The organism is Vulcanisaeta sp. JCM 16161 (assembly GCF_001316285.1).
Genome location: NZ_BBDO01000001.1, coordinates 86,438 through 108,558 on the forward strand (window position 1 = coordinate 86,438; position 22,121 = coordinate 108,558).

The following is a 22,121-nucleotide window of genomic DNA, read 5'->3' on the forward strand; positions in this document are numbered from 1 at the left end:
TCTAATGCACCTATGGGTATTTAAATTTTAATTTATAAGATGACCTCACCCTCCCTATATATTGGTTCCATTATTTCCCTATACGGACCTATCTTCGTGCTCTTTGCTATGAATACGGAGTCCTTTATATAAACACCATCACCAATCACAGACCCATCCTCAACCCTAGCCCACTTACCAATGTACGTATTACTCCCAATAATACTCCCCGATATGTAAACCCCATCGCATAACGAAGATCCCTCAAAGATGAGCGAGTTTATTATCTTAACAGTACTTCCAATCTTAGTATTCCTGTGTATTATAACGTTTGGGCCTATCTCGGTATTACTTCCGATGGTGACGTTAGGTCCTAAGTAAACGGGGGGTTGTACTGTGACCGTTGATGGCAAGTCAATATTTATGCAGCCATTATTAGTATTTCCGCACCTGCTTGCTAAGACGCTGAAGTTCGCCTTCATGTAGTCCTCGGGCGTTCCAATATCAAACCATAGGCCATTGTGTATATATCCATAAACCTCACCCATCCTTAGAAGCCTTGGTATAACATCAATAGCCAGTTTAATTTGACTCTCTGGGTTCTTCGGTATCAACTTAACAACTTCCTTTGTAAATACATAAAAGCCTGCATTTATCAAATTTGAACCAACGTACTGCTTAGGCTTCTCTATGAAGTTTATTATCCTATTGGTCTCATCTAATTGGGCGACACCGTACCTGGACACATCATCCACCCTAGTGAGCGTTATCGTAGCTACGCCACCCATCTTCTCATGAAAGCTAACAAGAGAGGCGGCATTTATATCACTGAGTATGTCTCCATAAACCACGAGGAATGTATCCGAGAGTTCGTACTTCTCATTAATTAATGAGATTGGACCTGCATCACCAAGCGGCTTGCTCTCCATTACAAATATTAATCTATCCTTAAAATCACTCCACACCTTCTCCATGTGCTCCTTTATTAAATCGCCCATATACCTTATTGATATGAATATTCTGTTCAATGGTATTTTCGTTACGGATTCCATAATCCAATCAATAATCTCCCTATCAAGTACTGGCAGTAGGGGTTTGGGACGTGAATAGCTAAGGGGTCTAAGCCTGGTTGCTAATCCACCGGCTAGTATTATTACATCATAACTTTTCATATGCAGTATTTCACTTTCTAGATATTTAATTTTTATTGTATCATTGTCCAGGTTCGAAATTAATAAGAATTAAAAGGCATGCCTTAACATTTAAATGGGTCTACGTGAGTAACATACTTGATTCCTGTCATTGGGATCATGAGTGCATAACGAATTCCATAGCCTCGGTTCTCATGCAGTTACTAAAGGGCTTCGTACCCAAGGAATTGGTCAGTAATAGCGCATTCCGCGGTTCGGCATCCTGTAATGATAAGTGCACCTTATCTATAGGTGATTACTCAATAATAAAGGATTTAGATGATGCTAGTATTAAGGATGGTGTCGTTAAAGTCATTAGGTCCATAGACCTAGGCGATATTCCTGATCTGCTGCAATTATTGGTTAATATGGATTTAGAGCCAGGCATTATTGCAGTTGATGAGAATGTGAGTATCAACATAAGGGGTGAGTTGGGTGCTAGGGTGAATGAAGCCCTTGGAATAGCGCTATACTCAATAGCCGCCTATGATAATGCCATTACCAGGCTTAGCGCGGCTGCCGCAATTTACGAGGGTCTCGGTAATGTCGGTAAGGCGCGCTTCATGGAGCGATGTCGAAGATAGCCAGGGCAGAGGAACTTAGGGTTAAGGCCTCGAGACTTCATGAGGAGGGTAATCATGATGCGGAGAGAAGTATGATTGAGGATGCATCCAAGCTATACGCATCGTCCGTTGTGAGCTTTAGGGAGGCCGTCGGTATTGAGGAGGCGAGGGCTAACGAAGTGCTTAGCATGATGGATTCCTCCGAGGTACTCGCCAATTACTACTTTACTCATGGTGACATAGCCAGGGCTATGCAGTACTACGATGCCTGCAGGAGCGCTTTAAATAATGTTCAGGGCTTGAGCGGGGATTACTGGAGTGCGGTGAAGATAAAGGGTGATCTGTGCTCGGCGTTTTACCTACTATGTAAGGCCATTGAGGAGGGTAACTGGAGAACGTATGAGGAGGCTGGTGATAAATTCCTCGAGCTAATAAATGAGGGCTTAATTGATGAATTAACCACGGAGGGTGCGGTGATGTCTTATAGAGGGGCCATAGACGGTGTTGAGGAGGTCGATGATGCCGTTAGGATATATTCAAAGTATGTTAAGGCTGTGAGTAGGTACTTTGACAACATAGTTAGGGATAGGTATGGAAGCTTTGATGCCTTTATGGAGGAGTTCCGTAAGGGCGATTATGAGGGTCTCGCCCACGTGCTCAATACTGATGTTAGTACGCTTAAGTTGTATGTTGTTGGTAAGATAATAATGGATGTGATTAGAGAGGAGGGATTGAGCGAGGATACAGCCCTTGAAGTGCTTGCCTACCTAGCCGGCCTTGGTTTGAACCCACTCGATATGGGCGTTGACGAGATGATCGAGGAACTGCGTGGATTTATCGTGGATGATAATTTCCTTAATAGGGTTAGGGATCTATTGGTTAGGATTAAGGATAGGCTTGATAATATCGTTGGTAGATAATGACGATTATTAGAGGTGGCTTTATTAATTCATTATTAGTAATAATATACATTGTGAATATTGAGGAGGTTTTGTTGGAGGCTGCGAGGATTGTTACGCCAAGCCCTGAGGAGAAGGCCAGGGTTATTAATACGGCAAATGAGGTTATTAAATTATTAGTAAATGGTTTGTTGAGGCGTGGCTATAGGGATTTTAACGTAACAATACAGGGCTCCATAGCTAAGGATACGTGGTTACCAGGTGATAGGGATATTGATATCTTTATTATTTTGCCCAGGGACTATATTAATAAGATTAAGGATGGCAGTATAATTAATGACTTAATAAGTATAGCCATTGAGAGCAATATTAATTGGAGCATTAGGTATGCTCAGCATCCCTACATTCAATTGTTAATTAATGACTTCGAGATCGACGTAGTACCATGCATACGCATAAACCCCGGTGAAAAACCATTAACCGCTGCGGATAGGACACCATTACACACAGAGTTCGTAAATAGTAGGCTCGGCCAGAGGACTACCGACGTTAGGTTATTGAAGGCGTTCTTCAAGTCCGTGGGTATTTATGGCGCTGAGATTAGGGTTCAGGGATTCAGTGGTTACGTAAGTGAATTGCTAATAATATATTATGGTTCCTTCCTTAACACGATCAAGCTATTAGTAATTGGCCGACAAGGCATGTTTTCATAGATATGACCGGTACGTACAACGAGAGGGATGCCATAAGGAGGTTTAAATCACCAGTTATAATAATAGACCCCGTCGATCCAAATAGGAATGCCGCGGCGTCAATAAGCAGGGATGCGTTGGCTACGGCCATAGCGGCATCGCGGGAGTTCCTTAGAAATCCGCGAATAGATTTTTTTCATGAGAGTGCATAAGGCGGTGAAGCGACTTGGGTATTACCCACGGTAGTTATGAGGATGCCCTATCCAGGAAATACGTCGCCAGACATTGTGTGGGGTGAAATTAGGAAATTTATGTCATCATTAAATAAGAACCTTAGGAAGCTTGATTTCGAGATAATCCGTTCAATGGCCTGGAGTGATGATAAATCAATGATTCTCATAATGATATCCCTAAGCGAGCTTGAGCTTCCTCCATACGAGCTTCATGAAGGCCCCCCAGTTAATTCAAATGCCGCCGAGGGATTCATTAGTAAGTACATTAATGACCCCAGTATTATTGGTCCATTCATAAGGGGGTCACGGTGGTTCGTGGTTAGGAGAAGGAGGTTTTATGACGTTGTTGACGCAATTAAGCACTTATCATCTACGGTGTCGTTGAAGCACCTAAGGGATTCCCTCAATAATGCCCAGTACATAAAGATAAGGTCAATTGGTGATCTGAATAACTTTGAACAGAATGAAAGGGCAGCTATTGAGGAGTTTCTCTGGTCACGGCCCTGGTGGTTGGTTTAGGTTACTCTCAATTTTTCATAAGCGATATTTTTTTTAAAGTACTTCGTTAATACATCAATGATATGTCAAGCGCGCCCGACCTCGAGTTAATGACCTTTAATGGAGTTAAGGAGCTTCTTAATTACGTAAACAATCAAATAAGTGACCTTGAGAAGAGGATTAAGGATATTGAGGGTATGATGAGTGAGTTGAAGGTTAAGGCCGATAAGTACATGGCATTACTGCAAATGATAGAGGAGATAGTGGGTAAGGGTCAGCAATTACCGCTATCCACGGCAATAGAGCTCACGGGCTTGAAAATAATCTTTGATCCAAGACCAATCGATGAGTATGAAACCCTCGATGAAAGTAGGAAGGCCATGGCAGATAGGTTGGCTGCCCTAACGAGGGTTAGGGATGTACTCGACGTCATTGTTAATAAGCTTGGTGATAAGGCTGAGGTGCCAATACTGGTTGAGTTAAAGATGGGTGTTCCAGTTAAGATAATATTTAGGAGTTGGTGAGTCTAATTGAAACTACAGGTGGCGTTAGATCTAACAGAGCCCAGTTTGGCGGTTGAGTTAGCACGTAGACTATGCAGTGCGGGGGCTGTGGATATTGTTGAGGCTGGGACTCCGCTGATAAAGGCGGCGGGCATATTCATAGTCAGTGCGTTAAGGGTTGCCTGCCCAAACGTGGATATTATGGCTGACCTTAAGACTATGGATGTTGGCGCCCTCGAGGCCAGGTTAGCCATTAACGCTGGAGCCAATATAGTTAGTGTACTTGGTGCTGCGGCTAATGAGACAATTGGTGAGTTTATTAATGAGGCGAGGAGCTTGGTGGTAAGCCGTTAGTTGACATGATAAGTGTTAAGGACCATCAGCCAGAATTAGGGAATTACTCAATGCGGGGTTAAGGCCTGACTACGTAGGTCTTCACCTTGGTATTGATGTTCAGAGAAGTAGGGGTTTAACCGTTGAGGACTTGATAAGCGAGGCCGTGAGTATTAAGAATAGTTATGGCCTAGCAGTTGCAATAGCTGGTGGTATTGATGAGAAGGTGGCGCCTAAGATCAGGGGTACCAACATAGACGTGGTAGTCGTTGGTAGGGCAATAACGCAGGCGCCAGACCCTCTAACGTCTGCTAAAAATATCAGGAGATTGCTCGGCATTGATTAGGCTTTCTAAAAACATAGATTAACCGAGTTAATCCGCCATGAACATACTGTAAACCATTAATTACTAGTTCAAAGCCGGCATTTAAGAACCAATCGAGGGAATCAACGTAGGTTGGGTGTGAAAAAGCGACATAACCACCGTTCCTTAAAACCCTAAAGGCTTCCTCAGCAAAGCCCCTATACAATGAGTCGAGATCCACATTAATTATTGATAACCTATTATACGGTGGGTCCGTCGCTATTGAGTGAATCGACCCATCCCTAATAGGCTTAATAAGGAATCCGAGTTCACAGAATCAACATATGCACTATTTAACGAACCTAGGTACTTTGGTTAATATCTATCCCAATAACATGGGCCCCGACTAACATAGCCTCCTGAGCAATTACCCCAGAGCCTACAAATGGATCGAGGAAAACCCCGCCCTCCTCAGTCCTTGCTAAATTAACGAGAAGTCTTGCAATGCGCAGGTCAATAACAACGGCATTGTCCAACCTACCCCTCCTCAATGCCCTATACCTTGACCTATCAAGCTCTACAAAGAGTCTCTCACCGGTGCCATTACTAATCCAAATACGCCTAATTAGTGAGGCCCTGCAGATTTTCTTCCTTAATTGTTCAGGGTCACCCCTATACTCGATCACCAGGTCTCTTGAATCATCAATAAGGTCCAGGAATCCGCCTGACAATTCGCTTAATGCCTCCAACTCACCGTACGCCAATGCCTTTAGATCCTGACTTACCTCCACCCTTAACCTTACCATACCTATTCCTCAAAATACCCAGTGCAATCAACGTTATTAATCCTACCACAGTATAAATCATTAAATTGAAGAGTAGGGTATACGTACCCACCTTACCAAACATGTAACCAGCTAAATCACTCGCCACTAGCAATAGGAATACCGTTAGAAGCACATCAGCTGCTATCCTGCCAAAGGGCCTAGCCCTAAACTTTATGTAAACCTCAACTACGTTAACCGTGAGTATCGCGCCAACCACAAGTCCAACTAAGTCGAACACATTCAATGCGCCCCAAAGCGGTATAGTCTGGTGTAGCATATAGTAGGTGGATAGTGAGTATATTATTACGAAGAATATTGATAGGGCTGATATGAAGAACGTGGCTTCATACATCCTAAGGAATCTAAGTAGGCTTTCATGAAGGTTAAAGCCATATAGTATAAACGCAATGCCCAGCAGTATCGTTATGCTCGCCACAATCATCGTCCTAATAATGGTGGGTATGTACGGCCACACACTATAGAATGCGCCATAAATGAGTAATAGGGCCCCAGGTATGCCAAGTGCGTACCTCCTATACCTAGGTTCACTAAATAGTTTACCAATGTAGTACCTAGCAAGTACTGCAAACTCCTCAAAGCCCCTAGTCTGCTTAACGACTATTCTCCTGACAGAAACCACAGGCCTCCTTGATTGAATAAGTGGAACTACAACCTCATCAGAAGGCCCGTCAGAAACCACGACGAAGCCATCAGCATCAAATACCTGAAGCACCTTATCAACTTCATTAAGTATCTTCATGTCGGCAGTGACATCCTCAGAGCTCGTCCCAGTTACCACGGCTATCTCCACGTTATCAGCCCGAACGTGGAGATCAGCGTATCATAAAGCTGTATTGCGCCAAACATGGCGTTGGCATCCGAATCATCTGGATACCTGAGTATGTACTCCGTAGCCACCTTGAGCACGTTGCCCCTACCGATTATTGGTGTGGGGACGCCGAGTCTCTCGCCTACGTCATTGTCCCTATCAACGTACAGCACTATTAGTCTTCTTACGAGCTTTGACATGGCTTACTTCTCATTATCTTCATCAGACTCCAGACCTAATAAATCATTTAGTGATACTCTCTCGCCTCTCATCAATTTCTGAAGGCCCTCCTCAGCCCTTTTCCTCAATTCTTCCTTAATCCTCGCCTCCTCCTGCCTCTTCAGGCTAGGTTCTTTGACTTGCGCGCAGCCGCCAGCAATAGCTGGTACTTGTTTAATTCCTCATTCAATTCCCTTAAACGAGTCCTCAACTCCTTAATCTCAGCCGACTTACTTAATATAGCCCTCTTTAACTCATCCCTCCTAGCCTTAAGTGAATCCCTCCTACCCTTTAACTGAGCAATCTCGTTAACAATAGCCTCCCTTTTCTTCTTCAATTCCTGTATCTGAGCCTTAATATTAGCAAGGGCATTATTATAGAGGTCCCTCATTTGCTGACCCAGCTCCATCCTCTCCTTACGCATCTTCTCAATCTCCTGAGAATCACGGTTTATGTATTCCTTAATTCTCGAAAGAACCTCGGCTGCATTCAACTCCCTCTCCAACTGCTGTATTGTCCTGAAGAATTCCCACTCCTTCTCGGGATCTGTGGGTGAGATCTCATGCTCAAACTCGAGCTTATCAATCAACTCCTTCAGTTTCTCCTTATCGACAGGCTTACCACCAATTATGTCATTAACCATCCTCAGTAACTCCCTGTACTTCCTCACCCTATTTATTAATTCCTTAATTCTTTGAAGCAACTCGACCCTTCTATCCTTAAGTTGCTTCAATGTGTTGACAATATCATCCCTATTCTTCCTTAACTTAGCAATCTCATCCTTAACGCTCTTTAACTCATTTCTCTTGCCGTTAAGTTGATTAATTACGGCGCTCAACTCCTCCCTAACCTTATTCAACTCATTACGAAGCTCACTCCTCTCCTTATCCTTAGCTTCGATTTCATTCCTAACCTTAAGAATTTCACCACTCAACTCCTTAATCTTACTCTCCAACTCCTCCTCATTCAAAAATGCCATTCAAAATAAGCCATACTAAGGAAGGTATTAATAATGCTTATCCCAGTCCTGAGGTCTCAATGAGGGAAGAAAATATAAACTACCTATGTAAAACGGATTAGGGTATGACTGAAGTACTTAAGTACGACTTAGTAATCATTGGTTCTGGCCTAGCTGGTTTAAGGGCTGCCTTCGAGGCTGCAAGGGTTTCTCAGGCAAGATTAGGATTGCCGTCTTATCAAAGGTTCATGCAATGAGGAGTCACTCTGTTAGTGCTGAGGGTGGTGCAAGCGCCGTCCTATATCCAAAGGAGACGGGAGATAGCCTTGACCTACACGCGTATGATACGGTTAAGGGCAGCGACTTTCTGGCTGACCAGGACGCCGTTGAACTACTAGTACGAGAGGCCCCTAAGGAAATAATATTCATGGATCACCTGGGTGTTCCCTGGTCAAGGGATGAGAAGGGCAGGATACTACAGAGACCCTTCGGTGGTATGTCCATACCTAGAACGACATTCGCCCAGGATAAAAGTGGTTTCTTCTTAATGAGTACATTATACGATAACGTACTTAGGTTCGATAATGTCGAGATACTTCATGAGCACTTCGTTACATCATTATTAATGGATAACGGAGTATTTAGAGGCGTCACGGCAATTGACCTAAGGACTGGCGAGTTTAAGGTAATACTTGCTAAGGCAGGTATAATCGCGACCGGTGGTAACGGTAGGGTTTATAAGTTCACGACAATGGCCTGGTCATCAACAGGTGATGGTTACTCACTGGCGTATAGAGCCGGAATACCACTTAAGGACATGGAGTTTCCGCAATTCCACCCAACGGCATTGGTGCCCAACGGTATCCTGATAACGGAGGGCGCCAGGGGCGAGGGTGGCTATTTAATTAATAAGGAGGGCGAGAGATTCATGAAGAGGTATGCACCAAGTAAGATGGAGCTCGCTCCTAGGGACATAGTGAGTAGGGCAATAATCACCGAGTGCATGGAGGGTAGAGGCTTTATAGACGAGGAGTCTGGGCTTTGCTACGTCCTATTAGACCTGAGGCACCTTGGTGAGGAGAGGATAAATAAGAGGTTGCCAATGATTAGGGAAATAGCCATTAAAACATTGGGTATAGACCCGGTCGATGAGCCAATACCGGTCAGACCAGCAATGCACTACATGATGGGAGGCATACATGTCGATTTATATGGCCAGGTAATGCTTGATGAGGATAAGACCAGGGTACCAAACCTATGGGCTGCCGGCGAGGCTGCCAATGTCAGCGTTCACGGAGCCAATAGACTTGGCAGTAATTCATTAAGTGAGTGCCTCGTGTGGGGTAGGCTAACCGGCGCGGCCGCGGCTAAGTACGCGATGTCTGCACCGGACTCAATGCTGGAGTATACCGGTGATATAGCGACGAAAGTGGCTAATGAGGAGAGTAGGATATTCGATAAGTTATTGCATAAGGAGGTCGGTGCCGAGAACCCGTACTCCATTAGGGAGGAGATGAATAGGACGATGGACACCTACGTATATGTATTCAGGGATAAGAGCGGACTTGAGGAGGCGTACTCAACAATAAAGAGGTTGAGGGAGAAGTTCCCGAACGTTAGGATTGAGGACAAGGGTAGGTACTACAACACGAATCTTAAGGATGTACTCGAGCTAGACTTCCTGCTCGAGCAGGCTGAGTTAATAATTGTTGGTGCATTAACAAGGACTGAGTCAAGGGGTGCTCACTATAGGCTTGACTATCCGAAGAGGGATGATGTTAATTGGTTGAAGCACACGCTATACTTCTATACGCCCGATGGGCCTAGGCTTAGTTACGTTCCGGTTCGCATAACGAGATGGAAGCCCGAGGAGAGGAAGTACTAAGGCGTTTAAAAATTCATTAAAGGTAAAAGTAATTAAAGGGTAATAACAGGGCTTTTTCTCGTGAAGTACAGGTTAATGGACGTATTGGCGTGTCCGTACGATAAGACATTCCCATTAACATTAATAGTACTTAGGGAGAGGGAGTATCCTGAACGAAAATACGAGTGGAGCAAGAGACCATTCTGTGAGGAGTATTGCGCACTTAAGAACGTCTTCATAAAGAACTATCCAAACCCACAGGAACTACCCTGTGATGAATGCATCAAGAAGGAGGTTGTTGAGGGCGTATTGTACTGCCCTAAGTGCGGTCGTTGGTATCCAATCAAGGATGAAATACCAATACTACTACCTGACGAGCTCAGGAATAAGGAGGAAGATAAGGCCTTTCTAGACAGGATTAAGGATCAATTAATTAAGGTTAATCCTGAGCTTGGTAATAAGATATTGAAGGAGGGCAAACCAATCAACTTATCAACATAAGGCGACGTTTATCATTAAACGATGGTTCCTATAAACGACATTGCAATACCAAGTATTACATAGAGCACAAGCCACAGTACGGCGTTACCCCTAAAGTACCTGCTCATTAATGTGCCAAAGGCTCCAAGTATAATCACCGGGATTACTGGTATCCAAAACACCCTGACCAGGTACATCGTATAATTCGTAACTGAGGCGCCAGTAGTGACACGGCACCAAATACTAAGCCCTTAATTAACGCATCGTATATAGCCCTCCTATGTAGCTCGTCCTCAATAATGAACCCCTCCTCATCAATAGAGCCCTCTCAATATGACTCAATGAGCTCCTCTCCTCGATATACTCGGCCATGAATGCCGTTATCAAATTTATCGTCGTAACTATAGCCACCAACTTAATAGTACTTCGCATTGCCTCGCCAAGCACAAGCGTTGTTAAAACACTGTCTAAAAAGCCAAGTACTAAGTACCTGCCGTCTATGCCCGCCATACTCATCTCTCCTTAAGTAATTGAGGATTAATCTCAAGTATGTACTCACCAACGATTACCTGGTCAATACTCCTAATCGCGCCGCCCAGGTCCTCGATTACCCTCCTCACATCCTCATAATTTATGTTATCACCCTCAATAACGATTACCAGGCCCAATACCTCAACGTCGGTGTCAGTGACGGTGACATTAACAGCCTTAACACCACTAACCCTGCCCAACTTATCCGCAAGCTCCACCGTGGAGACACTACTTGGTATGTCAACATCAAGCACAACCCTACGTAACCCACCCAATTCAGATCAGGATAAAGAGATCAACCCCTACTTAAGTATTTAACTCTCGGAAAATAAGTTTTAAATGAAACTCAATTATGTAATGTATCATGTCTTGGAAACCCAGTGAGGACGTAGAACGAGATAAGGAGCGAGCGGCAGAGTATGAGAAATTATATAGCGGGTTCACATTCCATGGGCCATTAACCGTCGAGTTAAGGACGGGGATAATAATAGCGGCGAGATTTGCCGATAAACTCAGGCGTGCCGCCTTTGCGGCGTTCTCAAAGATGGTCCCTGAGGACGTGATACTTAGAGACATTGCGGAGTTAAATAAGACCGTGTATGACGAGATGATTAAGAGGAGCATTGATAAGCTGGCTCTCGTGAGGATAAGCGTCGTGGTTTCATACGATCAAAAGGCAAACAAGCTTAACTTCTCTGATTTAAAGATTGAGAGGTTATACACCGAGGATGAGGTTAATAAGGCCATTGAGGAGAGGTGCGGTGAGTTAGAGAGGAAGATTGAGAAGATAAGGAGTATAATAGGCTCGATATAAGCAGTACAGGCTTAATCAGCCGTTAAAAACCACGTACCTCCTTACCAATAAGCATTAATAATACTGGGAACTCCTCAACGCAGTCAATACCGAGGAATCCGCATAGTTCATTATCATAGAAGGCGCCCACCGCCCTAACACCAAGTCCTAAGCCCATCGCCGCTAGGTACATGTTTTCCATAACAGCACCCGCGTCAAGTAAAACGTACCTCAAGGCCCTCTTCCAGTATTTCCAGCGTGTTCGTGAATAGAACGCCGTGAGCACGATAACTACCGACGCCCTGCCAACGTGATCCTGCCCGAGGCCAAATCAGCCATTAACGAGTTAAACTTACCTAACTTAAGGACTTCCAATGCGTGGCTAAATGGGTCGTAGTGATAAAGCCCCTCTCTCAACCCCGTCACGTTATGAATCACTGGGTACGCCTCGATAGGCTGTAAAGCCCCTGCCGATGGGTATGCACGTAGTGGGTATCTATCGAGCCCATAGGCCTGCGTCCAACCCGTAATGCCTAGGCCTAGGTAAAGTATTGTTGATAAGTCATCAATACTCACTGGTTCATCTATGAAGTCCTCGGCACTCCTCCTTGAAACGATGGCCCTACTTACGGTCATCATAATGGGCTTGGGATTCGGTAGCTTAATCACATAATCACTCCTGACCCTCCTTAATGAAGGCATTGCACCAAGTCGTCTAGGCCAGTACTCACCTCTGTAATGTCTCATTAAGAAGTCGCAGGCCGCACCAATATCCTTGCCTATGAGCCTTCTGAATATTGATAATGCCTCGCCAGGTATGATATCCCTTAACGCCTCATCCTCACACATGATATCTCAATAAAAATATAACATAATAATGATATTTATTATTTTGACTTTAGTCTAGCACTGAGCAATTACCACAACAATTCAGAGGGTAGGATGCCATCCTTAACTTGCCTTGGTTCCTTAATTTCAAACCTGCCTCACGGCTACTATGAAGAATGTGGTCGAAATAATCAACACGATTGGCAATCCCATGGGTACCAGCCAAGCAGGTAATTGGAGATTGGGCTGTGTACGTAGTGATTAATACGAATGGGTAAGTCACTGAATGGGGATATTGAGCCATACCTTTACCTTCCGTAGAACTTTGTTCGTTTCCCATATTTCCAGTGGAGGGAGGTCGCGAGATCGAAAGATTGGAAATTAAGCTTTACTTCGGCAAATTATTTACGTTAGAGTTCTTCGATGATTGTTCCTGAACCACCTTAATATTTAATGTCTTGTAGAATATCTTTTCATTAAGCCAGTTAATGTTGGATGACACGTAATCAACTTTCTTCCTCATCTCATAATCCCTGGGCTCTAGACTAAGTAAATCCAGGTAAAGCTCCTCCATTACCCTCTTAGCCCTTAACGCGAAGTCTAGGTTATTCTTAATCATCTCCTCAGTAGCCTTTCTACTGAGCTCGCCCGTGAAATCAGCAATGCCGTTTATGTAGGCTCGGCATCGACGCCTAACTCACTCGGGCTTGGTATCCTATTTTCGGTCATGAAAAACCACATTGTCATCGCCTCAACGTACTCCTGGAGACTGATTACTGCGTTATTATAATACATCGGGTACTTAGCAATTAATTCCCTGAGTTTATTAACGAGATCCTGCATCTCCCTTATGTATTTACGCGCTGTCTCAATATCATCCCTAATCAATGAGTATATTACGGACTTAGAAAGCCTATTCACCTTAACCCCAGTCTCAATAACCACATCCTTAACCTCCTCAAGCTCCCTCAACCTTGCCCTTAATCCATCGGTGTCAATCATACGGTTATGGTGCCTACCTAACCCTTAAAAATCAATTGCCATTAATAATTCATGTGGTATTTCCCGTATTCGGTGGCGATTTACTGAGTGATTTACTAGGCCTAATCCTTAAATCCTCGGACTTATACCTTAGGACTTCGAAGGCCATAAGCGTTGATAATGGTAGGGTAAGGATCATGGGGCATGAAGTTGATTATTTCTACGTTATAGCCATTGGTAAGGGCTCAATAAGGATGGCCAAAGCAATTGAGGATGTGGCCTACGATAGGATAATAGATGGGATCGCCGTGGTGCCCAGAGGAACGCCGGGTAATCTACGGAAGATAAGGATTCTCGAATCAACACACCCATTACCAACGGAGGCAAGCATTAATGCTGGGTTGAAGATACTTGACCTGCTAAATAACGTTAGGGGTGGTGATTACGTACTATTTCTAATAAGTGGTGGTGGCTCAGCTTGGTTGAAGTACCCATGAAGGGTCTGAGCTTGAGGACATTAGGGAAGTGAATAACCTACTACTGAGGAGTGGGGCTACTATTCATGAGATAAACACCGTGAGGAAGCACTTATCAATGACGAAGGGAGGGAGACTAGCCAAGGAGGTAATTAAGAGGGTGGTAGGGTAATAACGTTAATAGCAAGCGATGTACCTGGTGATGACCCGGCAACAGTCGCCAGCGGACCAACCGTCCCTGACCCAACCACGTATAGGGACGCCATAACCATACTGAGGAATAGGGGTCTTTGGGATAAAGTACCTAGTACCGTTAGGGAGGTTCTTGAGCAGGGTTTAAAGGGCATAGTTGAGGAGACGCCTAAGGAGTTAGTTAATACATGGAATTACGTGATTGCGAGTAATATGGACGTGCTCACGGACTTGGCGAATTATGCCAAGTCGCTTGGTATGGAGTCCCTAATACTCACGTCCAGGATGGATGGGGAGGCCAGGGAGGTTGGTAGGTACTTGGCAAGTATAGCCCTAGAGGCCAGGTTTAGGGGTGTCCCAATTCGGCGCGGTTTGATCCTATCTGGTGGTGAGCCGACGGTTACGGTGGTGGGTAATGGTAGGGGTGGTAGGACGACGGAGATGTGCATGGGCTTCGCATTGTCGGTGAGGGGCGTTGATGGGGTCTCCATGATTTCCATGGCGACTGACGGAATTGATGGAAACATGGATGCGGCGGGCTGTGTCACCGATGGTCACCTAATTGATGAGGCTATTAAGTTAGGTATTGACCCAGTGAATGAGTTACGTAATAATAATACCGCGTTCGTATTCGAAAGGACGAACACCATAATACGTACTGGGTGGACGGGTAGTAACCTAAACATCGTCACAGCAATCTACGTCTCAGGCTATTAAAGTAGTGGAAATGGTTCAATCTCCTCAAGCTTCTCCGGGTCAACACGTAGCCTACCCATGACTGCCTCCTCAAAATAATCAGTGGTGACAAGGGCATTGGCTATACCCTCCTTAAGGTTAAATTCCTTAACCACGCCAAAACCTGCCAGGAAGCCCCTACGCATTAAGCCAATGAATATATTGCTAAATAGCCTAGAAGGCACCTTAACCACGCCACCATGCCTAGTGACTTCAGCCACATTATCGATTACGTAATGACCACAATTATTAATCACACACTCAATCGCCGAGTTTCCAATGAGCCTGTCCAACCCTATATTGACACTAATTAACTCACCACTTAAGTACCTACGTAAGGCCTGATTCCTCAGAAATCTCCTCTCGTCAGGAGTCCTAGGCCTTACGTACTTTGACCTAGAGACATTAATCACCTTAACGCCTGATCGCAGGTGTAGGTTGATGCCTATGGACACGACATAATCCACGCCAACAGCATCAACTACGTTTCTAATCAACTCAATACCTCCATCCCCAACCCAGCCAGGCATGTCGATTAGCACGAGGCCAGGAGTCCTACTAAAGGCCTCCTTAACCATTGCACTAACCCCACTAATAAATCTACCAACGCATTGCGATGGGCTGTTACAACCAATAAAGAACCCACTCATCATGTGCAGATCCTCGAGTGTCGGTGTCGGTAATCCAACACAGGAAAGCCCAATGACACCTGGAGGCCCTATTGATGACTGACCAACATCGGCATCCACGACGCACGTACTTAAGCCCTTGGCCACGTGCCTATTCAATAGGTACGTTGTTAACGTGGTCTTACCAGAATCAATGTCACCGATTATTAAGGCGATACCCTCGAGGTTAATTCCATCCCAATCACTTGGTATCGTATTACCATCAACATACCTAACAGAGCCGCCATTAACGGATAATGTGCATGAACCCCTGGCAAATATGGGTAGCGCCCTAAATCTCTCGACACTCAATGAACCACTTACGGGACAACCTAGCACCTCACATTGCCCGCTCATCACCGTTACCGTGGCAGGGCCCTCCACGATCAAAGTACCATCACTAAAACTCAGTGTTAATGAGCCCACGGGAAGCAACACATGCACATGTTTAAGTGCTTTATTGCGAGGGCAATGGGAAAGGTAAAAATAGAAGTTCGGTATTTACGGCTGTAATGAATGAATTAACGATAAGAAAGGCAATACCTAGTGACGTGGGGCAGGTAGTGGAATTCACGAGGAATACGTTTCAATGGGGTGATTACGTACCTAGGGCAATCAATGAGTGGATTAGCGAGGGCACGGCATACGTGGCGGTCATTAAGGATAGGGTAGTTGGCGTGATTAACATGGTATTAATTAGGGAAATGAGTACTGCATGGCTGGAGGGAATTCGAGTACACCCTAATTACAGGAGGATGGGTATTGGTAGGGCATTAACTGAGTACGTACTCGGCGAGGCCGTGAGAAGCGGTATCAAGTATGCAATGTTAATGATCGCTGACTGGAATGAACCAAGCCAACGCCTGGCAAGGTCCCTGGGGTTCCGCGAAGTAATGACTCTATTCACGGGCATAGCAAGGCCGAGCCAGGTAGGCACAGTCCGTGGAGAAGCGATGCGGGAAGTAATTAAAAATGCGTTAAGGAGGACCAATGGTTATTTCTGCACGACAAAGAAGCATTGGATGTGTACGAGAGCCACCGAGGATTTCGTAATGACTATGATAGACGAAGTGTACATTGGCAGGGGTATAGGCCTTGGTGAATTCTCCGTGGGGCCACCAACAACGCCCACTAAAACCGAGGTATTAGCTACGGAGAATGGCGATTTCGAGAATTACTACGGCAGGTTCATAGTCTACGAGAAAGAACTAAGCCAAGCACAGGCAAAAGCTTAAATTTCTTGGTTCTCGGCTTTTCCTTGGGCCGGTAGTCTAGCCTGGAAGGATGCCCGCCTTGCACGCGGGAGATCCCGGGTTCAAATCCCGGCCGGTCCACCACGCCATCACATCCTCGGTTCTTACGAGATAACCTTCCTAGCCTCCCTAACCATCTCCTCTATCTTCTTCATACTCACCTTCACGTACTCAATCGTGTACTTTCTCTCATGGAATCCCCATACGTGTAGGTCGTATGCAGCGTTCCAGCCATCAAGTACCCAATAACCGAGTTCTTTCGCCAGGGTCTTACTGGCCATGCCGAGTAGGTACGTGTGCCACCTACCCTCCCTCATGAACTCCTGGTACTCAGGCGTTCTATATTTCTCAGCCAACGCCTTAACAACCTCTTCAGCAGCCTTGTAGAGCTTCTCACTAGCCTGAACAGCATCGCCTTTATCAACGTATTCCCTGGCCTCACTCAAGTATTTCTCGGCAATGCCATTCTTTCCCTCATGCTCTCCTCAGGATCCCTCATGCTTAAGGCATCAAGCAGCAACTCAGTAACGTCGACCCCCTTATCCATCAATTTCCTAATCAACTCCTCAACACTAATCATACAATAAATCATATCGCCACCCAATATATAAATTCTCCATCATGTATGAATGGGTCATCTCTCAGCCTCTCGATTCACCTCTTAAGAACACCCGAGTAAAAAAAGTCCTAGTGGGAATAATGGGAGTGATGGTTATGGCTTGGGTCAAAGTCGTAACACTCGTAATGCTCACCCTGGCCCTTTCATTAATAGTAATCGTACTGGTAAACCTAGGGCAGCAACCCACGCTTTATAGATCCTGGACCTACTCACCGGTTAAGGGTGTTACTGAGAATTACGCCATCTATAGGGTTGGGGTAAACGGAATTAATTACTCAAGGGTGGTAATAAGTATTGAATCCGTAGGCGGCTCACCGCTGAGTAATGCCTCGATCACCGTATTCGCCCTAACGCCCTACCACATAATCCCCGTTGGGTTATTCGAGGGCTCTAGAGTAGTCATACCCATGGACTCCCCCGGCATTGCTACGCAGTGGGTAGGTGGGTCTCCTGGATGTTAAGAGGCACCTGGCACTCGCTACAGCCTGGGTTGTACACGGCATTGCTGGTCTTTGTTACGTACCAAACACCGCGTGGGGTCTACGTCAAGGCATTCACGGTACCGTACGCACCTGCATCGTTATACATCGGCAATGAGTCCTACTTAATAACAGTCAATGTTGAGATAAACACATCAGCGCCACCCAACATACCCATGAATCAACTAAGGGCTGTTGGGCCGGCAATTAGAGGGCCTACGCTCGTATTAACGAATAACACGGACCAACCTGGTCAATTATACGACTGCGTGAGCCAATCACCGGAGGCGCCAACATATGCGCCCGGCACTATACCGACGGTGTATGGGTACTTCGCCCTAGCTAATTGCACGGGTTACAATGGGACAATACCACTGCTATGGGTCTCATGGAGTCAAAGTATGGTTAGCGCATTAAGTGGAGGTACTGTTAATCTGGGACTTAATATACAATCATCATCCTCAGAACCATTCTCCCTATACGCTGAGGAGTTAGAAACAAGCGGTGGGCAGGTAATAGCCTACGCGGTTGGTTCCACATATAGCTCATCATCGTTTTATTTATATGTACCAAGTACGTCTCCTGGCGAGTTTGGAGTCAATATTAAGGGACCTGGCATTTACTATATAGGCGCGCCTGGCGCTTATGCTATGGCCCAATACCAGTACTGGGAATGTAATCCAAACCTCGGTACATGCACACCTACTAACCAATATTATTACTACGCCATAGGGCTTAATATGCAGGGACAAGCCGTAGCAAGTCTTGATACCGGTAACGGCCCAGTATCAGCCATATTTCAGTTCCTAAGTTACTACGGCTTGAGCCTACCAACGCCTGTATATTCAGGGTGTACGATAAATAATCAAGGTAATTACGACTTCTACTTCCCCAACGGCACTTTAGAAGTTAATGTTCCATTAGAGGCGGAATACATAGCCAATGTATTTAACGTACCAATACTTGAAGTCATATCTACGTTAGCCTCAGCCGTTGGGGGTGGCGTGGTTGTCGAGACCATAGTTGAGACAGGCGGGTTACCGACATGGGCTCAGTGGCTCATTAATGTTCTTTCAAGTATGGGCCAAATGACTAATTTACAGCAGTCCGGAACAACAGCCCCCGAATATTACTATGTATGGGCCCAACCAAGCCGGATCGGTCAATACGTCTATTATAATGTCGTTCCCGTCATTAGCTATGTGAATTATAACGGCCAAACCTACGCGGTCCCAACGCCCGGCGTTGAGCTCAATGAGACCTGGGCCGGTGGTCAATTAGCCCAGGGGTGTCCGCCAACGTACCTTGGTTAATACTGCTGGATGATTATGTAAATTTATAAAATTATAATGCCCGTTAACTCTTAGTGGGTAGTGTTTCCCTGAGTGATATATATGGACGTTGTATCACGGTTTATGAATACAGCGTATTAGTTAAGTTGTGTACCTCAACTACGGTGTTATTGATTGTCTTATCCCTCCTTTTGATAGCATTTAACTTCTTCATTAGCATTATAGTCATTGCGATCATTCTCTCATTCTCGGAGTTGTACCATAGGGAGTTGAGGGTTGATAGGATCGTCATGGTTAGGCACGGCAGATACTACATGGTTAACTTCATATGTGGTAATGAGATTATTAGGGCTCGGGCTAACTTAACTACGGCCTCGAAGATAGCATCGCTGGTTAAGGTGCCCGTTGACTTTCACCAGTAACGCTTACATAGGCGCTTTAATAACTCTAGGCAATGGTTAATGGTTTTGTCTTGTTTAATGGGTTGGTTTATCCATCATTCAAGCCTCTGGTTAGGGCTGAGGCCATGGTCGTTATTGGTGATAGGGTTGCATATGTCGGTGATGAAACAAGGGCTTTGAGGATTACGGATGCCTCGGGCTTGAGGAAGTGGACTTAAAGGGCCGTGTTGTGATGCCGGGATTCATCGATGCCCATGCACACTTGGACTCGATAGGCATTAACCTGGCGACGCTGGATTTAAGGGGCATTGATAGTATTGAGGAATTGAAGAGTAGGCTTAGGGAGTATGTGAAGAGTGTTAAGACCAGGTGGGTGATGGGTAGGGGCTGGGATCAGGAATTGTTTAGGGAGAGGCTGGCCGAGTAGGCTCGACATTGATGAGGTGGTCAGCGATAGACCCGTCATGTTAGTTAGGGTCTGTGGCCATGCCGCCGTGCTTAACACAAGGACTATGGAGTTAACCGGCCTCTTAAATGCAGTGGATAGGGATGTGATTAGGGATGAGAGGGGTAATGCCACGGGTGTAATTATTGAGCAGGCGTTAGATAGGGTGACGTCATATAGATCGATGAGGAGACAGGCAGGGTGTTTCCATTGGTTGTGAAGTCACTTTCGTGAGATGGCATGTGGTAATGAGTTTAACGTGCCTATGCTAGGAATAGCAACTTCTACATGGTCGTGGGATCCACAAGATTGCACAGGGTCTGTGGGTGGTTATGTGGCGCCGCTCATTATTAAGTAAGTAGCGCTTTAGGTTTATGACCTACCGACCTTTGGAAGTAATGCGTAATGCTGCGTGTAATGGATGGTTTTTGTTCTCCTAGGGTTTGGGAGGGCGGTGCCTTGGTTGAATTTGGGGGAGACCCTCCAAACGGTTATTCGGCACCTCCTTGGTAGTGTCTTATTAGCCTTGTTGTGTATTGATTCCATGGATGTCTAAATGGTTCTTAATGGCCTAAGGATTTGTTGGGGAGTCAGGGTGAAAGGCTCTAAACGACTTAGGTGTGGTGAGGAGGTCAAGGACCCAAGAATCATTGATGAGGTAATGAGGTTGATCAGCGAGTTCATGAATAGAGTCGAGAGGCATAGGGACATTTTACTCAGTGAATTGGCAACGCGTTTGACGAGTCAATAAGGGCATTGAGTGATTGGTTGAATAACATGGTAATCGTTAAGGGCGATGAAGTAATTACAAAGCTTAGAAATGCCGAGTGTGAGGTTAGCAGTAAAATGCTCAAACTAGCCAAGCAAGCACGCGAAAGATGGCTCTCAGTATATAGGCGAGAGCTCGAGGAGCTAATCGAGGGGTTGAGGAGGGGCGAAACAACAATAATTATTAGTGGGGATCCACTCGATAAGAACAAGTCATTCACGGTGCATCTGTATACTGAGGGGCTCGCGATTAAGGTAGCGAGGGTCGCTAAGTCAGGGAACATAACGATAAATATAACGCTTGATGGGCTCGTGGGCGTTCACGTTACGACGCCGAAGCTATTCAACGATAAGGCGTTGAGGGCTTCGCAATGTGGGTTAATGCTGACCGATGGATCAATCGATAATGGCTACCCGATAATGAACACTACACAACTTTGGCAAGCAACGATCTTTCCATTAATGTTTCCAGGTAAGATTCGTATGCGTATACACAGCTTGAACATTAATGATGGCGGTGTGAGTGTTGTGTGGCATTTAAGGGCCGTTGAACATAAGGATTCTTTTAAAGGCAAGGCCGGGATTACCGAGGAGGTTAGTAGGCTCGATGATGCGGAGTTCATGGCATTCCTGCTACATGTAATACTCGGTGATGGCCATGTGGACATTAAGGAGAAGGGTATTAGGCTCTATATGGGTAAGGCGAAGCATGAGTTGTGGGGTAAGGTCATCGATAGGTTGGAGGGCTTGGGGTTCAGAAAGTATGACGGAGAGTACAAGGTGGACTATGTGGTTAATTCTTCAAAGGCCGTTGAGCTAGCCCGCAAAATGCTCAGTGATAAAGCGATCAAGGCCTTAATCGAGGACTTGAGTCCATTGCTAGATGCTGAGAAGCTTAGGCGATTAATCGAACTAACAAGCGTGGAAACCAAGCCAAGGGGTAGGTCATCAATTGAGGTCGCCGGCATTAAAATGACCGTCCACATGAGCACTAGCGGCTCTGTTTGGCTTACGATACAGCGTAGTGACTATGGGAATGCCGTGAAGATTTTGGAGTTATTAAGGAACGCGGGTTATAGAGAGACCGAGCTAAATAAGCATGGCGATAGGTACGTGGTCTACATGGGCATAGACGTAATCAAGAAGTATCCCGAGCTCACCAGCAGGGTATGCGAAGTATTGAGGAAAATGCATGAGGAAGCAGTAAACGAGAGCAAGGTCGAGAGAGCTTGGAAGATAGCCAAGGCAATAAAGAGATTAGGCTGCCAATAACCTGCCCAAGGTCCACG

26 protein-coding genes, 1 tRNA gene and 7 pseudogenes are annotated in these 22,121 nt (G+C 45.4%); 20 read left to right on the plus strand and 14 right to left on the minus strand.

Going from position 1 to position 22,121, the window contains the following annotated elements; all coding sequences use genetic code 11:
- Positions 1-32 precede the first annotated feature (32 nt).
- Positions 33-1,151, minus strand: coding sequence for an NDP-sugar synthase (locus tag JCM16161_RS00500; protein WP_054854666.1), 1,119 nt, complete (start codon positions 1,149-1,151; stop codon positions 33-35).
- A gap of 104 nt (positions 1,152-1,255) precedes the next feature.
- Here JCM16161_RS00500 and JCM16161_RS13525 point away from each other — a divergent pair, with 104 nt between their 5' ends.
- From JCM16161_RS13525 to JCM16161_RS00530, 6 genes and pseudogenes are all read left to right on the plus strand, one after another.
- Positions 1,256-1,753 carry a hypothetical protein gene (locus JCM16161_RS13525; RefSeq protein ID WP_243668281.1) on the plus strand — a complete coding sequence of 166 codons (498 nt, stop codon included), beginning with the start codon at positions 1,256-1,258 and terminating at the stop codon, positions 1,751-1,753.
- Positions 1,741-2,652 (plus strand): hypothetical protein, encoded by a 912-nt coding sequence (locus JCM16161_RS00505; protein ID WP_243668282.1) that lies wholly within the window; start codon positions 1,741-1,743, stop codon positions 2,650-2,652. Before JCM16161_RS13525 ends, JCM16161_RS00505 begins: the two co-directional genes overlap by 13 nt.
- Positions 2,652-3,535, plus strand: a pseudogene (gene cca / locus JCM16161_RS00510) (CCA tRNA nucleotidyltransferase). Before JCM16161_RS00505 ends, cca begins: the two are co-directional and overlap by 1 nt.
- A 42-nt stretch (positions 3,536-3,577) precedes the next feature.
- Positions 3,578-4,075, plus strand: coding sequence for a hypothetical protein (locus JCM16161_RS00520; RefSeq protein ID WP_243668283.1), 498 nt, complete (start codon positions 3,578-3,580; stop codon positions 4,073-4,075).
- A gap of 62 nt (positions 4,076-4,137) precedes the next feature.
- The gene (locus JCM16161_RS00525; RefSeq protein WP_054854670.1) at positions 4,138-4,578 is read left to right on the plus strand and encodes a hypothetical protein; all 441 of its coding nucleotides are present in this window, start codon (positions 4,138-4,140) and stop codon (positions 4,576-4,578) included.
- An 18-nt stretch (positions 4,579-4,596) separates the two neighbouring features.
- Positions 4,597-5,236: pseudogene (locus JCM16161_RS00530) on the plus strand (orotidine 5'-phosphate decarboxylase).
- Here the strand turns inward: JCM16161_RS00530 and JCM16161_RS13530 are convergent.
- The 5 genes from JCM16161_RS13530 to JCM16161_RS00545 all read right to left on the minus strand — a co-directional run bounded on the left by JCM16161_RS13530 (position 5,211) and on the right by JCM16161_RS00545 (position 8,048).
- Entirely contained in the window at positions 5,211-5,435 is a 225-nt protein-coding gene (locus JCM16161_RS13530) for a hypothetical protein (RefSeq protein WP_243668284.1), read from the minus strand. The pseudogene JCM16161_RS00530 and the gene JCM16161_RS13530 overlap by 26 nt on opposite strands.
- A 121-nt stretch (positions 5,436-5,556) precedes the next feature.
- Complete coding sequence (locus tag JCM16161_RS13535) at positions 5,557-5,985, minus strand: hypothetical protein (protein ID WP_243668285.1); 429 nt, start codon at positions 5,983-5,985, stop codon at positions 5,557-5,559.
- Positions 5,945-6,832 (minus strand): DUF373 family protein, encoded by an 888-nt coding sequence (locus JCM16161_RS00540; protein WP_243668286.1) that lies wholly within the window; start codon positions 6,830-6,832, stop codon positions 5,945-5,947. The genes JCM16161_RS13535 and JCM16161_RS00540 overlap by 41 nt, the downstream gene beginning before the upstream one ends.
- Positions 6,823-7,050 carry a DUF373 family protein gene (locus JCM16161_RS13540; RefSeq protein WP_243668288.1) on the minus strand — a complete coding sequence of 76 codons (228 nt, stop codon included), beginning with the start codon at positions 7,048-7,050 and terminating at the stop codon, positions 6,823-6,825. The genes JCM16161_RS00540 and JCM16161_RS13540 overlap by 10 nt, the downstream gene beginning before the upstream one ends.
- Before the next feature lie 140 nt (positions 7,051-7,190).
- Positions 7,191-8,048 (minus strand): hypothetical protein, encoded by an 858-nt coding sequence (locus tag JCM16161_RS00545; RefSeq protein ID WP_054854671.1) that lies wholly within the window; start codon positions 8,046-8,048, stop codon positions 7,191-7,193.
- A 104-nt stretch (positions 8,049-8,152) separates the two neighbouring features.
- Here JCM16161_RS00545 and JCM16161_RS00550 point away from each other — a divergent pair.
- Together JCM16161_RS00550 and JCM16161_RS00555 are read left to right on the plus strand one after the other, a co-directional pair.
- Positions 8,153-9,912: pseudogene (locus JCM16161_RS00550) on the plus strand (succinate dehydrogenase/fumarate reductase flavoprotein subunit).
- Between the two features lie 60 nt (positions 9,913-9,972).
- Complete coding sequence (locus JCM16161_RS00555) at positions 9,973-10,392, plus strand: Trm112 family protein (protein ID WP_054854672.1); 420 nt, start codon at positions 9,973-9,975, stop codon at positions 10,390-10,392.
- A 14-nt stretch (positions 10,393-10,406) separates the two neighbouring features.
- Here the strand turns inward: JCM16161_RS00555 and JCM16161_RS13545 are convergent, their stop codons facing one another.
- The 3 genes from JCM16161_RS13545 to JCM16161_RS00565 are packed head-to-tail and all read right to left on the minus strand — an operon-like array spanning position 10,407 to position 11,177.
- Complete coding sequence (locus JCM16161_RS13545; RefSeq protein ID WP_243668290.1) at positions 10,407-10,568, minus strand: hypothetical protein; 162 nt, start codon at positions 10,566-10,568, stop codon at positions 10,407-10,409.
- 58 nt (positions 10,569-10,626) lie between these two features.
- Complete coding sequence (locus JCM16161_RS13550) at positions 10,627-10,887, minus strand: hypothetical protein (RefSeq protein WP_243668292.1); 261 nt, start codon at positions 10,885-10,887, stop codon at positions 10,627-10,629.
- Positions 10,884-11,177, minus strand: coding sequence for a DUF211 domain-containing protein (locus JCM16161_RS00565; RefSeq protein WP_054854673.1), 294 nt, complete (start codon positions 11,175-11,177; stop codon positions 10,884-10,886). The genes JCM16161_RS13550 and JCM16161_RS00565 overlap by 4 nt, the downstream gene beginning before the upstream one ends.
- Positions 11,178-11,266: 89 nt before the next feature.
- Between JCM16161_RS00565 and JCM16161_RS00570 the strand changes: the two genes are divergently transcribed.
- On the plus strand, positions 11,267-11,716 hold the full coding sequence (locus tag JCM16161_RS00570) for a DUF2258 domain-containing protein (protein ID WP_054854674.1): 450 nt from the start codon (positions 11,267-11,269) through the stop codon (positions 11,714-11,716).
- A 22-nt stretch (positions 11,717-11,738) separates the two neighbouring features.
- On the opposite strand, the gene JCM16161_RS13555 is transcribed toward JCM16161_RS00570, so the two are convergent.
- The 3 genes and pseudogenes from JCM16161_RS13555 to JCM16161_RS00580 all read right to left on the minus strand — a co-directional run bounded on the left by JCM16161_RS13555 (position 11,739) and on the right by JCM16161_RS00580 (position 13,525).
- Positions 11,739-11,981: a nitroreductase family protein gene (locus JCM16161_RS13555; protein WP_243668294.1), complete on the minus strand. Its 243-nt coding sequence runs from the start codon at positions 11,979-11,981 to the stop codon at positions 11,739-11,741.
- A gap of 5 nt (positions 11,982-11,986) precedes the next feature.
- Entirely contained in the window at positions 11,987-12,544 is a 558-nt protein-coding gene (locus tag JCM16161_RS00575; RefSeq protein WP_243668296.1) for a SagB/ThcOx family dehydrogenase, read from the minus strand.
- A 367-nt stretch (positions 12,545-12,911) separates the two neighbouring features.
- Positions 12,912-13,525 (minus strand): annotated as a pseudogene (locus JCM16161_RS00580) (haloacid dehalogenase).
- A 176-nt stretch (positions 13,526-13,701) separates the two neighbouring features.
- Between JCM16161_RS00580 and JCM16161_RS13560 the strand changes: the two are divergent.
- Together JCM16161_RS13560 and JCM16161_RS13565 are read left to right on the plus strand one after the other, a co-directional pair.
- Positions 13,702-14,250, plus strand: a pseudogene (locus tag JCM16161_RS13560) (glycerate-2-kinase family protein); the annotation flags it as partial.
- Positions 14,251-14,370: 120 nt separating this feature from the next.
- Positions 14,371-14,889, plus strand: coding sequence for a hypothetical protein (locus JCM16161_RS13565; RefSeq protein WP_243668677.1), 519 nt, complete (start codon positions 14,371-14,373; stop codon positions 14,887-14,889).
- On the opposite strand, the gene JCM16161_RS00590 is transcribed toward JCM16161_RS13565, so the two are convergent.
- Complete coding sequence (locus JCM16161_RS00590) at positions 14,886-15,959, minus strand: GTPase (RefSeq protein ID WP_243668298.1); 1,074 nt, start codon at positions 15,957-15,959, stop codon at positions 14,886-14,888. The genes JCM16161_RS13565 and JCM16161_RS00590 overlap by 4 nt on opposite strands.
- 68 nt (positions 15,960-16,027) lie before the next feature.
- Between JCM16161_RS00590 and JCM16161_RS00595 the strand changes: the two genes are divergently transcribed.
- Both JCM16161_RS00595 and JCM16161_RS00600 read left to right on the plus strand, forming a co-directional pair.
- Positions 16,028-16,810: a GNAT family N-acetyltransferase gene (locus tag JCM16161_RS00595; protein ID WP_243668300.1), complete on the plus strand. Its 783-nt coding sequence runs from the start codon at positions 16,028-16,030 to the stop codon at positions 16,808-16,810.
- 25 nt (positions 16,811-16,835) lie between these two features.
- Positions 16,836-16,912, plus strand: a tRNA-Ala gene (locus tag JCM16161_RS00600).
- Between the two features lie 20 nt (positions 16,913-16,932).
- Here JCM16161_RS00600 and JCM16161_RS00605 read toward each other — a convergent pair.
- Positions 16,933-17,408 (minus strand): annotated as a pseudogene (locus JCM16161_RS00605) (PaREP1 family protein).
- A 134-nt stretch (positions 17,409-17,542) separates the two neighbouring features.
- Here JCM16161_RS00605 and JCM16161_RS00610 point away from each other — a divergent pair.
- The 7 genes and pseudogenes from JCM16161_RS00610 to JCM16161_RS00630 all read left to right on the plus strand — a co-directional run bounded on the left by JCM16161_RS00610 (position 17,543) and on the right by JCM16161_RS00630 (position 22,104).
- On the plus strand, positions 17,543-17,908 hold the full coding sequence (locus tag JCM16161_RS00610; protein WP_243668302.1) for a hypothetical protein: 366 nt from the start codon (positions 17,543-17,545) through the stop codon (positions 17,906-17,908).
- On the plus strand, positions 17,881-19,239 hold the full coding sequence (locus JCM16161_RS00615; protein ID WP_243668304.1) for a hypothetical protein: 1,359 nt from the start codon (positions 17,881-17,883) through the stop codon (positions 19,237-19,239). The genes JCM16161_RS00610 and JCM16161_RS00615 overlap by 28 nt, the downstream gene beginning before the upstream one ends.
- A gap of 53 nt (positions 19,240-19,292) precedes the next feature.
- Positions 19,293-19,640 carry a hypothetical protein gene (locus JCM16161_RS00620; RefSeq protein ID WP_054854679.1) on the plus strand — a complete coding sequence of 116 codons (348 nt, stop codon included), beginning with the start codon at positions 19,293-19,295 and terminating at the stop codon, positions 19,638-19,640.
- A 32-nt stretch (positions 19,641-19,672) separates the two neighbouring features.
- A complete protein-coding gene (locus JCM16161_RS13570; RefSeq protein WP_243668306.1) occupies positions 19,673-19,837 on the plus strand; it encodes a hypothetical protein in 165 nt (54 codons plus the stop codon).
- Between the two features lie 14 nt (positions 19,838-19,851).
- Positions 19,852-20,284, plus strand: a pseudogene (locus tag JCM16161_RS13575) (amidohydrolase family protein).
- A 336-nt stretch (positions 20,285-20,620) separates the two neighbouring features.
- A complete protein-coding gene (locus tag JCM16161_RS13580; RefSeq protein ID WP_243668308.1) occupies positions 20,621-20,815 on the plus strand; it encodes a hypothetical protein in 195 nt (64 codons plus the stop codon).
- Between the two features lie 5 nt (positions 20,816-20,820).
- A complete protein-coding gene (locus JCM16161_RS00630) occupies positions 20,821-22,104 on the plus strand; it encodes a hypothetical protein (RefSeq protein WP_243668310.1) in 1,284 nt (427 codons plus the stop codon).
- Positions 22,105-22,121 lie beyond the last annotated feature (17 nt).

What these genes read in the sequence shown, in the direction of transcription:
- JCM16161_RS00500 (WP_054854666.1), bottom strand. Translation starts at nt 1,151, where the DNA reads ATGAAAAGTTATGATGTAATAATACTAGCCGGTGGATTAGCAACCAGG.
- JCM16161_RS00505 (WP_243668282.1), top strand. Translation starts at nt 1,741, where the DNA reads ATGTCGAAGATAGCCAGGGCAGAGGAACTTAGGGTTAAGGCCTCGAGA.
- JCM16161_RS00520 (WP_243668283.1), top strand. Translation starts at nt 3,578, where the DNA reads ATGCCCTATCCAGGAAATACGTCGCCAGACATTGTGTGGGGTGAAATT.
- JCM16161_RS00525 (WP_054854670.1), top strand. Translation starts at nt 4,138, where the DNA reads ATGTCAAGCGCGCCCGACCTCGAGTTAATGACCTTTAATGGAGTTAAG.
- JCM16161_RS13540 (WP_243668288.1), bottom strand. Translation starts at nt 7,050, where the DNA reads ATGTCAAAGCTCGTAAGAAGACTAATAGTGCTGTACGTTGATAGGGAC.
- JCM16161_RS00545 (WP_054854671.1), bottom strand. Translation starts at nt 8,048, where the DNA reads ATGGCATTTTTGAATGAGGAGGAGTTGGAGAGTAAGATTAAGGAGTTG.
- JCM16161_RS13545 (WP_243668290.1), bottom strand. Translation starts at nt 10,568, where the DNA reads ATGTACCTGGTCAGGGTGTTTTGGATACCAGTAATCCCGGTGATTATA.
- JCM16161_RS13550 (WP_243668292.1), bottom strand. Translation starts at nt 10,887, where the DNA reads ATGAGTATGGCGGGCATAGACGGCAGGTACTTAGTACTTGGCTTTTTA.
- JCM16161_RS00570 (WP_054854674.1), top strand. Translation starts at nt 11,267, where the DNA reads ATGTCTTGGAAACCCAGTGAGGACGTAGAACGAGATAAGGAGCGAGCG.
- JCM16161_RS00575 (WP_243668296.1), bottom strand. Translation starts at nt 12,544, where the DNA reads ATGTGTGAGGATGAGGCGTTAAGGGATATCATACCTGGCGAGGCATTA.
- JCM16161_RS00610 (WP_243668302.1), top strand. Translation starts at nt 17,543, where the DNA reads ATGGCTTGGGTCAAAGTCGTAACACTCGTAATGCTCACCCTGGCCCTT.
- JCM16161_RS13570 (WP_243668306.1), top strand. Translation starts at nt 19,673, where the DNA reads ATGGTTAATGGTTTTGTCTTGTTTAATGGGTTGGTTTATCCATCATTC.
- JCM16161_RS13580 (WP_243668308.1), top strand. Translation starts at nt 20,621, where the DNA reads ATGGTTCTTAATGGCCTAAGGATTTGTTGGGGAGTCAGGGTGAAAGGC.